The sequence below is a fragment of the Nonomuraea glycinis genome (assembly GCF_014646515.1).
Classification (GTDB): domain Bacteria; phylum Actinomycetota; class Actinomycetes; order Streptosporangiales; family Streptosporangiaceae; genus Nonomuraea; species Nonomuraea glycinis.
Map to the genome: position 1 here is coordinate 61433 of NZ_BMNK01000028.1, position 11322 is coordinate 72754.

Below are 11322 nucleotides of genomic sequence, written 5' to 3' on the forward strand. Positions count from 1 at the left end.
CCTTTCCGGTCGTACCTACTGACCAGTAGGGTATTACCGTGTCGGAAATTTCGGGAAGTGACAACGTGAGCGGCTTTAGTCTTGATCTTGGCGAGGATGTCGCCGAGGTGCGCGGCTGGGTGCATACCTTCGCCCGCGACGTCATCCGGCCCGCCGGCGCCGAATGGGACGAACGCGAGGAAACCCCCTGGCCCGTCATCCAGGAAGCCGCCAAGATCGGCCTCTACTCCCTCGACTTCTTCGCCACCCAGTGGTTCGAGCCGAGCGGGCTGGCACTGCCGGTCGCGTTCGAGGAGTTGTTCTGGGGAGACGCGGGCATCGGCCTGTCGCTCGTCGGCACCGGCCTGGCCGCCGCCGCGCTGTCCGCCAACGGCACCCCCGAGCAGATGGGGGAGTGGCTGCCGCAGATGTTCGGCACCGAGAACGACGTCAAACTGGGTGCCTTCTGCGCCTCCGAGCCCGACGCCGGCTCCGACATCGGCTCCATCCGCACCCGCGCCACCTACGACAACGGCGACTGGATACTCAACGGCGTCAAGACCTGGGTCACCAACGGCGGCATCGCCAACGTGCACGTCGTCGTCGCCTCGGTGGACCCCGACCTGGGCACCCGGGGCCAGGCCACCTTCGTCATCCCGCCCGGCACGCCTGGCCTGTCCATGGGCCAGAAGTTCGCCAAGCACGGCATCCGCGCCTCGCACACGGCGGAGGTCGTCCTGGACCACGTCCGCATCCCCGGCTCCTGCCTGCTCGGCGGCAAGGAGAAGCTGGACGCCCGCCTGGCCAGGGTCCGCAACGGCGAGCGAGCCGGCGAGCAGGGGGCCATGCGCACCTTCGAGACCACCCGCCCCACGGTCGCCGCCATGGCGGTGGGCATCTCCCGCGCCGCCTTCGAGTACGCCAGGGACTACGCTGGCGAACGTGAGCAGTTCGGCCGCAAGATCGGCCAGAACCAGGCGATCGCCTTCCTCCTCGCCGACATGGCGACCCGCGTGGACACCGCCCGCCTGCTGACCTGGCGCGCCGCCTGGATGGCCAGGCAGGGCAGGCCCTTCGAGCAGGCGGAAGGCTCGATGTCGAAGCTGGTCGCGGGGGAGACGGCCGTCTGGGTGACGGAGCAGGCGATCCAGATCCTCGGCGGAGCGGGATACACCCGCGACCATCCGGTGGAGCGCTTCCACCGGGACGCCAAGATCTTCACCATCTTCGAGGGCACGAGCGAGATCCAGCGATTGATCATCGGCCGCGCCGTCACGGGCCTGCCGGTGCGGTGATGACACCCCGCGGCCGGACCTTCCGGCCGCCCAGCGATAGGTCTGCTGATATACGAGTGCGCCCCGCTCCTTCCTGCTGGGAGGAGCGGGGCGCATTTTCGTGTTTGCGCAGTTAGTCCTGAGGCTCACGGACCACGGAAGCGAGAACCGCAGGAACGGTCAGACGGCTTTCCACGTCGTGCACTGGTTGTTCGTTCCTGAAGGACGCCAGCAGAATCTGATGTCGGTGGGGTTGGACCGTAGGGGGTGGACCCAGCACAAGCTGCTGTACGTCGGCGCGTCATAGCGGATGAGAGTGCCGCCGCTGTACCTCACCGTGCCCCAGACGTCGGAATCGGGGTAGTGGCCGAGCATCCTGCAGACAGTCAGCTCCGTATGACTGGAGTTGATCTCCGCGTGGCCCCAACTGTTTCCCACCCTGACCGTGTGGGCTTGTGCGGGTGCGGCCATGGCTAGAGTCGTCGCGGCCGTAGCGATGGCTACTTGCCCAATCCGCATGATTTTCGTACGCATGGTCGTCTCCTTCATTCGATCTAACAGCGCAGACTCATGTCCGCATCTGCTGACCCGAAGGTCGGGCTGGCTCAAGCCTTACCTCTGGCGAGGAACCGGGCGAGGGCGACAACCGGCCACTTACCGGACATTTGAACCACCGGTTCTCGTGGAGACCGCGGTCGGCTGGCGACCTGCTGCTGCTACCTCCAGTCGCTCGCCGCGACCGCTCGGGGCGACGGCGTCGAGGAGATGTGGATCGACCCCGGCATCGGCTTCGGCAAGAACACCGAGGACAACATCACCCGCCTGCGGCCGCCCTGCTCGACGCGGTCTGGGGCTGAGCAGCGGGCCTGGCGGTCTCGTCATCCGGCGGGCCCGCGTCTGCCTAGGGTGGGCTTATGCCTGTGCGTACGTGGGTGGTCGCGGTGTTCACCGACGAGGAGGGGGTCTCCCCGGCCGGTTCCGGGGTCCTCGTCGCCGATGGGCAGGTGCTGACCAGCGCGCACGTGGTCCCGGAGGACGGCGTCTGCTGGGTGTGCTTTCCCCTGTCGGACGACGGTTTGACCCTGTTCCGTGCCGAGTGCGCGGGCCGGCGCGACGAGGTCGGGGCCGACGTGGCGCTCCTCGTCCTGACCGGCCCGCAGCCGCCGGACGTGGAGCCGGCCCCGGTGGCCTGCGTGAAGGACGAGGTCCTGAAGGACTCCCCCTGGTCGGCGTACGGATTCCCGGACGGCAGCCCGTTCGCCACCCAGGCGGGCGGCACGGTCGGCGCGCAGGCCGGCTACGGCTGGGTGGCGCTGCGCACCGAGTCCCGCCACCCGCTCGCCCGTGGTTTCAGCGGCTCCGGGCTGTGGTCCGAGCGGCACCAGGCCGTCGTGGGGATGCTCGGCCGGTACGAGTCCACCCAGGGCGACGGCCTGGCCCTCACCCTGCACACCGTCGACCGCCTGCTGCCGCGGGCGCGGCTGGGTTACCGCGCGGAGCGGGCGGGGGAGCTGGCCATGACCGCCTGGGGCTGGTCGCTGACCGATGATCCAGAGGCGGGGCGGCACTGGCGGCCACGGGCTCGCGGGGTCTCCCGGGACAGCGAGCGCGGCCACCGCTTCACCGGGCGCGGCGAGGTGCTGAGCCGCATCGTCGCCTGGCTGGACGGCGAGCGGCCCGCCTACAGCGCGCTCGTGGTGACCGGCTCCCCAGGGGTGGGGAAATCGGCGGTTCTCGGCAGGATCGTCACCACCGCCGATCCAGCCCTCCGCGCCGGGTTACCCGACTCCGACACCGCGGTCCGGGCCACACCGGGTTCGGTCGGCTGCGCCGTACACGCCAAAGGCAAGACCGCGCTGGACGTCGCCGCGGAGATCGCCCGAGCCGCGGGAGTGCCGCGGCCGGAGCGGCTGGAGGACCTGGTCGCGGCGCTGGACGCCGGCCCGAGGCTCAACCTGGTCATCGACGCGCTCGACGAGGCCGGCACGCCCGCCCAGGCGCGGGAGCTCATCACCGGCCTCGTAGTGCCGTTGGCGGAGACCTGCCAGGCCGTGCGGGTCGTCGTGGGCTGCCGCCGCCGCGACGACGAGGGCGATCTGCTGCTCCGGTTCGGGCGGGCCGGGGAACTCCTCGACCTGGACGATCCCGCGCTGTTCCGCGAGGCCGATCTCGCCACGTACGCGCTGGCCACCCTCCGGTCCGCGCGCGCCGACGACAACCCGTACCTGGAGGACGGGGCGGCCCGCCCGGTCGCCGACCGGATCGCGGCGCTGTCGGCGGGCAACTTCCTCGTCGCCGGGCTGATGGCCCGCGCGCACGGCCTGCACGACACCGTCGCCGCCGGCCCCGGCGAGCTGTCCTTCAGCCCCACCGTCGACGGCGCGCTGCGCGACTACCTCGCCAAGCTGGGCCCCGAGGCCGGTGACCTGCTGACCGCCCTGGCCTTCGCGCAGGCGCCGGGCCTGACCGTCGAGGTGTGGCGGACGGCGATCCAGGCGCTGTACGGACACGCGCCGGAACGGGAGGCGCTGATCAGGTTCGCCGGATCCTCGGCCGCCAACTTCCTGGTGGAGTCCGGGCGGACGTACCGGCTCTTCCACCAGGCGCTCAACGACACGTTGCTGGCGGCCAGGGCGGAGTTCCACCCGCGCGAGGACGACGAGCGGGCCCTCGCCAGGGCTTTCCTCGCGTACGGCGTCCGCGCCGGCTGGGCGTCCGCCCCGGACTACCTGCTGCGCTCGCTGCCCCCGCACGCGGTCAACGGGGGAGTGCTGGACGAGCTGCTCGCCGTGGACGACCACCCGCTGCACGCCGACCTGATGCGGCTGATCCCGCTCGCGCGCGGCGCGGTCACCCGGCAGGGCAAGCAGCGGGCCCGCCTGCTCCGCTCCGTCCCGCAGGCGGTGACCGCCGACCCGGACGAGCGGCTGGGGATGTTGAGCATCGCCGAAGCCCTGGACGCCCTGGGGGACGCCTATCAGCGGATGCCGCGCCCCTCGCCGTACCGGGCGATGTGGGCGCGGGCCGAACCCCGGCTGGTGGAGACGGTCCTCACCGGCCACGACGGCCCGGTCAACGGAGCCTGCGCCGTGACAGTCGAGGACCGCACCCTCCTGGCCACCGCCGGCGAGGACATGACCGTGCGCCTGTGGGATCCCGCCACGGGCACGCGGGTGCGCACCCTCACCGGGCACACCGCGGGAGTCACCGCCGTCCGAGCGCTCACCTTCGCAGGCCGTACGGTGCTGGCCACTTCCGGCATGGACCGGACCGTACGGCTCTGGGACCCCGCCACCGGCGCCCACCTGCGGACCTACCGGGGGCACACCTACGGGGTCACCGGCCTGTGCACGCTGACGGCGGACGGCCGCACCCTGCTGGTCTCCACCAGCGACGACCGGACGGCCCGGATCTGGGACCCGGCCGCCGGCCGCTGCCTGCGCACACTGTCCGGGCACACCGGCGAGGTCACCGCGGTCTGCGCCGTCACCCTCGGCGGCCGTGACCTGCCGGTCACCGCGAGTCAGGACAGGACCATCCGCCTGTGGGACCCGGACACCGGCGCCTGCCTGCACACCTTCGCCGGCCACACCGAGGGGATCAGAGGCCACTCGCACCGCGTCACCTCCGTCTGCGCCCTCACCGTGGACGGCCGCACGCTGCTCGCCTCCACCAGCCGCGACCGGACCGTCCGGCTGTGGGATCTGGCCACCGGCACCTCCCTGCACACCCTGACCGGGCACACCAGTGAGGTGACCCATGCCTGTCCCGTCACCGTGGACGGGCGCACGCTGCTGGTCACCACGGGAGGCGACAGGTTCGTCCGGATCTGGGATCCGGCGACGGGAGAGCCGGTCGGCAGCCTGGGCGGCCACACCGACGCGGTCACCTCCGTCTGCGCCCTCACCTCCGACGGTCAGCCCCTGCTGGCCACGACCGGCCGCGACCGCACCGTGCACCTGTGGGCGGCCGACACCGCCACCACGCACCGCCCGCACCGGACGCTCCCGTACGGGGTCACCGGCCTCGGACTGGTCAGCGCCGGCGACCGGCCCGCGCTGGTGACGACGGGCCGCGACAGCATGGTTCACCTCTGGGATCCGGAGACGGGCGAGCACCTGCGCAGCCTCAGCGGGCATATGTTCACGGTGAGCGCGGCCTGCGCCCTCACCGTGGACGGGCGCGGTCTGCTGGCGACCACCGGCGAGGACCGGACCGTACGGCTGTGGGATCCGGCCACCGGTGCGTGCCTGCACGTTCTCGCGGGACACGACAAGGGCGGCACCGCCGTGTGCGGCGTCCAGGGGATGCTGGTGACGGCCGGCCGCGACCACACGGTACGCGTCTGGGACCCGGCCACGGCCACCCTCCTGCGCACCATGACCGGCCACACCGCCGCCGTCACCGCGGCCTGCGCCATCGGCCCGGCCCTGCTCGCCACCGCGAGCCGCGACACCACCGTCCGCCTGTGGGACCCGGCGACCGGCCGGGCGCACGGCGTCTTCGTCGCGCACGAGCGAGCGGCGGTCACCGGCCTGTGCGCCCTTCGGTACGACCACCGCCCGCTCATGGTGACCACGAGCCGCGACCGGACGGCCGGACTGTGGGACCCGGCCTCGGGCGATCACCTGCGCACCTTCCGCGGGCACACCGACACGGTCACCGCCGCCTGCCCGGTCACCGTGGACGGCCGCGCGCTGCTCGCCACTTCCAGCTATGACCGCACGGTACGCCTGTGGGACCCCGCCACGGGCGCGTGCCTGCGAGTCGTGCCCGTCCAGCACGAGGCTCTAGCGTTGACGGCGATCCCCGGAGGCGTGGCGGTCGGCCTGACCGCGGGCGTGCTCGCCGTCCGGCTGTCGTGGTGAGCAGTGGTGAAGGGAACCGTGTGACGAACGTCGTCAGGTATCAGGTGGACGAGCACACCACCGTGGCCTTCGAGATCGACCCTCCGCCGGGCTACCAGCCCGCCGGGGCCAAGGCGGTCGCCGGCTCGGTCCAGGATGCGTTGGAGCCGGCCATCGAGGCCGCCCGCGTCGTGCTGGCGAAGATTAAGGAGGTACGGCCGGACGAGGTGCAGGTGAAGTTCGGGATCAAGGTGAGCGGGACCACCAGCTGGCTGGTCGCCAAGGCGGCGACGGAGGGCAACTTCGAGGTCACCCTCACCTGGAAGTCCTAGGCGGGCGCGCCGGTGTCGCCGTGGGGCCGTCGTCGAGGCCGAGGAAATGGACGGCCATGGCCGCCATGCCGCCGGTCGGGATGGTGTGGCCGACACCGTCCAGGCTGATCGCCTCCACCGCGGTGCCGTACCGGGTGCGCGTCCAGTTCGGCCGCGGGTGGTCGGTGGCGGTCGGGGTCCGGGCGAGGCCGTGGACGTCGGTCCACTGCTTGATCTCCTCGGTGAGGTTCGGGTAGCGCAGGGTGCCGTCCCGGGTGCCGTGCCACACCTGGATGCGCGGCCGTGGACCGTCGTAGCCGGGGTACGCGGCACGTACCAGGTCGCCCCACTGCCGGGGCGTTCTGGTGAGGGTGCCGTGGGCGCACGAGCGGTTCCAGCCGGAGCCGTCGGTGGCGGCGAAGCAGCCGAACGGCACACCCGCGAACGCGGCGCCCGCCTTGAACACGTCGGGGTAGGCGCCCAGCAGGACGTTCGTCATCATGGCGCCGGAGGACGAGCCGGTCACGTAGACCCGGTCGGGGTCACCGTTGGCGCGCTGCTGGACGTACCTGACCATGGACACGATTCCCACGGGGTCGCTGCCGCCGTCGCGCCTGAGCGCCTGCGGCGAGGAGACGTCGAAGCACGAGCCGCTGCGGGTCGCCGACGGGTAGACGACGACGAAACCGTACCGGTCGGCGAGGGCGGCGAACTCGGTGCCGGCGTGGAAGGCGGGGCCGGAGCCGGTGCAGTAGTGCACGGCCACCAGGATCGGCGGCCGGGGTCGCACGCCGGGGGTTGGTAACCGCTGTGGCTCGTATCAGTGTTCAGTCTTCATCTGGCTTTCTGCAGCGCGATTGCGGTCTGTCACGTTGTGATCGGGGCTGGCTCGGTGGCTTGCGAGCTGGCAGACGGCATGACGAAGCGCTGTAGGGGCCTGCGGCTTCACACCGCGTCTGGCCGGGCAGCCCACTCCTACTCTTCACTGTCACGGTTAGCATGCAAAAAGTTACTCAACGTGCGGTCAACTGGTAGAGTGATTCGTACACACTCTCGAATACGCGAGGAAGGGGCGGGTCATGCGGGTCGTGCAGGCCTACCATTTCGCGCTGGACCCCACCACACGCCAGGTCGCCGTGCTGGCGTCGCATTGCGGGGCGGTGCGGGTGGCGTTCAACTGGGGTCTGGCGCAGGTGAGGGCGAATCTGGCGCAGCGGGAGGCCGAGCGCTCCTACGGCATCCCCGAGGACCGGCTCACCCCGGCCCTGTCCTGGTCGATGTACAGCCTGCGTAAACGCTGGAATCATGTCAAGGGCGAGGTGGCGCCGTGGTGGGCGGGCAACTCCAAGGAGGCCTACGCGTGCGGGCTGGCTCGCCTGGCCGACGCGCTGTCCAACTGGCGCGAGTCCCGGCAGGGCACGCGTAAGGGCCCGAAGGTGGGTTTTCCCCGCTTCAAGACCAAACGCCGCGCGGCCCGGTCGGTGCGCTTCACCACCGGCGCGATCCGGCTGGACGGCCACACTCATGTGGTGCTGCCGGTGCTGGGCCGGATTAAAACGCACGAGCCGGTCGGCAAACTCGCCCGCCTGCTCACCGAAGGCGCGCGGATCGCCTCGGCGACGGTGCGCTGGCAGGAGGGCCGCTGGCACGTCAGCTTCACCGTGCACACCGAACGAGCGGTGGCAACGCCTGCCCGGCCGGACGCGGTGATCGGCGTGGACCTCGGCATCAAAACCCTGGCGGTCTTCTCCGACGGACGCCCGCCGGCCGCCAACCCCCGCCACCTGACCACGGCCACGCGTAAGCTGCGCCGCCTGTCGCGGGCGGTCTCCCGCAAACACGGCCCCGACCGCCGCACCGGTCAGAAGCCCTCGCAGCGGTGGTTGCGGGCGAACGCCGCCCGCAACCGGGCAGAGCATCGGGTGGCGGCGCTGCGCCGCGACGGCATCCACAAACTGACCACGGCTTTGGCCCGCACGTACGGCACCATCGTGGTCGAAGACCTCAACGTGGCCGGGATGCTCCGCAACCGGCGACTGGCAAAAGCCATCTCCGACGCGGGCTTCGGGGAGATCCGCCGCCAACTCGCCTACAAAACCGGCTGGAACGGCGGACGGCTGGTGGTGGCGGGCCGCTGGTTCCCCTCCTCCAAGACGTGTTCATCCTGCGGGGCAGTGAAAGCCAAACTGCCGCTGCGGATGCGCACCTACGTCTGTGAGGGGTGCGGCCTGTCGATGGATCGCGACGAGAACGCCGCGCGCAATCTCGCCTCTTTGGTGAAGCGCACGGTCGCCGGGAGTGGCCCGGAGACCCGAAACGGACGTGGAGCCGACCTTAAGACCCCGCCTGGCGGGGCAGGTGGCCGTGAAACGTCAACCCCGCACCGGGCACCCACTGCCCGGATCAGACGAGGACCTTCGCCCGCACCGGGCGAATCACTGAGAATCCTTGAAACTCAGTGAACGGACGCGCCACTATCACCGAACTGTCCGACGACTTCGTCACCCAACTGACCCACGGCCACCGGACCACCGGACGCGCTGACTAGCTGACCAAGTATCCAGGCGCCTGACCGGGCGTGCCCGGTCTCGCCGGTGGGCGGGTGATCTATGGCGCCTCTCCGGGGATGAGGTCGTCGCCCTTGAGGGCGATCAGGCCGCGTCGGCACACGGCCCAGCGGACGTCGTCGCTTCCGCCGTCCCGGAGCACCACGCTGGCGTAGATCGAGTTAGGGCAGGAGATGCCATGCTGATTGCAGCCGCCTCTTGCGCCCACGCCGACCGGATCGTTGTACCAATCACGGCCCTGAGGCGGAAGGGTCACCAGCACCTCGGATGTCATGTCGCAACCGTATGGATGCCGAGCCCTCTGTGACAATGCCTGCCACGTAACGTCTGACGGCCGGATCGGAGGGACAGGCGTCCAGGGGCCTGATGGCGTGGGTATCACCGTCCGGTCATCAGTACATGATCAGTAGGGTGAGCCTGGTCAGCAGGTCGCCACGTAAGCCCGTCCGCGCCCTCCGTCTGGTGCGACAGGGGTAAGTGGGCGCGGACGTCCTCGACGAGGTCCGCCCAGTGCTGACGGCTACTGCTTCAGCGCCTTCTGAAGCTTGGCGGTGGCCGTCTTGGCGGCGGACCTGGTGAGGTCGGGATCGTACTCGGTGTAGAAGCACGAGTACTCCAGCGCGATCAAGGTGTTCTCGACTCTGATGATCACCATGTCGACGACCATGGTCGGGTCATCGCTGTTGCGCGGTTCCATCAAGCGATATCTCATGCCGGAGCCGAGCTTGCCGACCGGTAGTTTCGTGATGGTGGCCGTCGCGCCCGGGTCCTTCTTGAGGCGGGCTGCCCGGCCCTTGGCACAATCGCGGACCATGACTTTGGCCGCACGCTCCAGCGCGGCCGTTCGGGAAGCAGTTCCGCTCACGATGAACTGGTTGATTCCCTCCGCCAGCTCGCCCCTTACTATCCAGGTCGCGGTCTTGCTCCGATAGAGCGGCGCAACCCGGTTGACCGCCTGGGCGCACGCCTTCGTGTGCACGTAATCGCGGTCCAGCAGAGGCTTCCTGTATCTGATCTTGCGGCGAACGAAGTCTGAGCCGAGGTCCGTGGGTTGAAGCAGCGCGGCCCGGAGTTGGGCAGGCGACGGCTGACCGACGTTGTCCTCGGCCAGGGCCTGCGGGGACCCGAAGACTGCGCCGCCCAGTAATCCGGCGATCAGCGCCACACGTTTGAAGATCATGCTGAGCACTCTAGGAGATGGCCCTGACATGAGGGGTGGTTACGAATGGGGTGGATGTATTGATCGGGGAGGGATCGGGCTGTTAGACAAGGGCAGCGGTTCTCGCCCTGAGGAACGGTGGTTCCCCCTTGCAGCAGTCCGTTCTCACCACAGTCATGCTTCCCGCCGCGCTCGCGCTGATCATGTTCGGGCTGGGTCTGTCGCTCGCGCCGCAGGACTTCGCGCGGATCGCCACCCGCCCCAAGGCCGTGGTCATCGCCCTGGTCGCGCAGTTGCTCGTGCTGCCGGCCGTCTGTTTCGGGCTGGTCGTGCTGTTCGGGCTGGAGCCGCTGCTCGCCGCCGGGATGATGCTGCTCGCGGCCTCGCCCGGCGGGACGACCGCCAACCTCTACAGCCACCTGTTCGGCGGCGACGTGGCGCTGAACGTCAGCCTGACGGCGGTGAACTCGGTGCTGGCCGCGTTCACGCTGCCGGTCGTGGTCAACCTGTCGCTGGACTACTTCGTGGGGTCGGGGCCGGACATCGGCCTGCAGGCCGACAAGGTGGTGCAGGTCTTCGCCATCGTGCTGGTGCCGGTCGCGATCGGCATGATCGTACGGCGTCTCAGCGCGAGGTTCGCGGACCGGATGGACAAGCCGGTCAGGATCCTGTCGGCGATCGTGCTGGCCGCGGTGATCATCGGGGCGATCGTGCAGGAGCGGGAGCGGCTGGGCGGCTACCTCGCCTCGGTCGGGCTGGTGGCGGTGCTGTTCAGCGCGATCAGCCTGACCGTCGGCTACTGGCTGCCACGCCTGTTCAAGGTGGAGCGGCGGCAGGCGATCGCCTCCGGGATGGAGATCGGCATCCACAACAGCACCCTGGCCATCACGATCGCGCTCAGCCCGTCGCTGCTGGCCAACTCGACGATGGCGGTGCCGCCGGCGGTCTACGGGGTGCTCATGTTCGGCACCACGCTGGTTTTCGGCTACCTCGTCCGCCGCCGCGTGACCGAGCCCGACGACCGGCTGCCGGCCGCCGGCTGAACGGAGCCGGACCAGCGACGTCAAGCGTCCGACCTGGGCGGACAGGACGCCTTTTCGATCGCGGACAGCTCGTGTCGGCACCCGCTTGACTTCACCGTCACGGTATGGACAAATCTCGTTAATGTGACATTCACCACAGAAG

At 70.1% G+C, this 11322-nt stretch carries 8 protein-coding genes; 5 read left to right on the forward strand and 3 right to left on the reverse strand.

Annotation, left to right across the window (positions count from 1 at the left end; all coding sequences use genetic code 11):
* Window positions 1–65 precede the first annotated feature (65 nt).
* From IEY87_RS44215 to IEY87_RS44225, 3 genes are all read left to right on the forward strand, one after another.
* Window positions 66–1274, forward strand: coding sequence for an acyl-CoA dehydrogenase family protein (locus tag IEY87_RS44215; RefSeq protein WP_189144897.1), 1209 nt, complete (start codon window positions 66–68; stop codon window positions 1272–1274).
* 893 nt (window positions 1275–2167) lie between these two features.
* Window positions 2168–6121, forward strand: a complete 3954-nt coding sequence (locus IEY87_RS44220) for a trypsin-like peptidase domain-containing protein (RefSeq protein ID WP_189144898.1) — start codon at window positions 2168–2170, stop codon at window positions 6119–6121.
* A 20-nt stretch (window positions 6122–6141) separates the two neighbouring features.
* On the forward strand, window positions 6142–6432 hold the full coding sequence (locus IEY87_RS44225; RefSeq protein ID WP_189144899.1) for a CU044_2847 family protein: 291 nt from the start codon (window positions 6142–6144) through the stop codon (window positions 6430–6432).
* Here the strand turns inward: IEY87_RS44225 and IEY87_RS44230 are convergent.
* Window positions 6416–7201 (reverse strand): extracellular catalytic domain type 1 short-chain-length polyhydroxyalkanoate depolymerase, encoded by a 786-nt coding sequence (locus IEY87_RS44230; protein WP_189144900.1) that lies wholly within the window; start codon window positions 7199–7201, stop codon window positions 6416–6418. The two genes, IEY87_RS44225 and IEY87_RS44230, sit on opposite strands and share 17 nt — an antisense overlap.
* A gap of 289 nt (window positions 7202–7490) precedes the next feature.
* Here IEY87_RS44230 and tnpB point away from each other — a divergent pair, with 289 nt between their 5' ends.
* On the forward strand, window positions 7491–8873 hold the full coding sequence (tnpB, locus tag IEY87_RS44235; RefSeq protein ID WP_189144901.1) for an IS607 family element RNA-guided endonuclease TnpB: 1383 nt from the start codon (window positions 7491–7493) through the stop codon (window positions 8871–8873).
* 145 nt (window positions 8874–9018) lie between these two features.
* Here the strand turns inward: tnpB and IEY87_RS44240 are convergent, their stop codons facing one another.
* The gene (locus tag IEY87_RS44240; protein WP_189144902.1) at window positions 9019–9252 is read right to left on the reverse strand and encodes a hypothetical protein; all 234 of its coding nucleotides are present in this window, start codon (window positions 9250–9252) and stop codon (window positions 9019–9021) included.
* 246 nt (window positions 9253–9498) lie between these two features.
* Entirely contained in the window at window positions 9499–10158 is a 660-nt protein-coding gene (locus IEY87_RS44245; protein WP_189144903.1) for a hypothetical protein, read from the reverse strand.
* Window positions 10159–10286: 128 nt separating this feature from the next.
* On the opposite strand from IEY87_RS44245, the gene IEY87_RS44250 reads away from it, so the two are divergent.
* Window positions 10287–11180, forward strand: coding sequence for a bile acid:sodium symporter family protein (locus IEY87_RS44250; protein ID WP_225278247.1), 894 nt, complete (start codon window positions 10287–10289; stop codon window positions 11178–11180).
* The last annotated feature ends 142 nt before the right edge of the window (window positions 11181–11322 follow it).

What these genes read in the sequence shown, in the direction of transcription:
- IEY87_RS44240 (WP_189144902.1), bottom strand. Translation starts at nt 9,252, where the DNA reads ATGACATCCGAGGTGCTGGTGACCCTTCCGCCTCAGGGCCGTGATTGG.
- tnpB (WP_189144901.1), top strand. Translation starts at nt 7,491, where the DNA reads ATGCGGGTCGTGCAGGCCTACCATTTCGCGCTGGACCCCACCACACGC.
- IEY87_RS44220 (WP_189144898.1), top strand. Translation starts at nt 2,168, where the DNA reads ATGCCTGTGCGTACGTGGGTGGTCGCGGTGTTCACCGACGAGGAGGGG.
- IEY87_RS44245 (WP_189144903.1), bottom strand. Translation starts at nt 10,158, where the DNA reads ATGATCTTCAAACGTGTGGCGCTGATCGCCGGATTACTGGGCGGCGCA.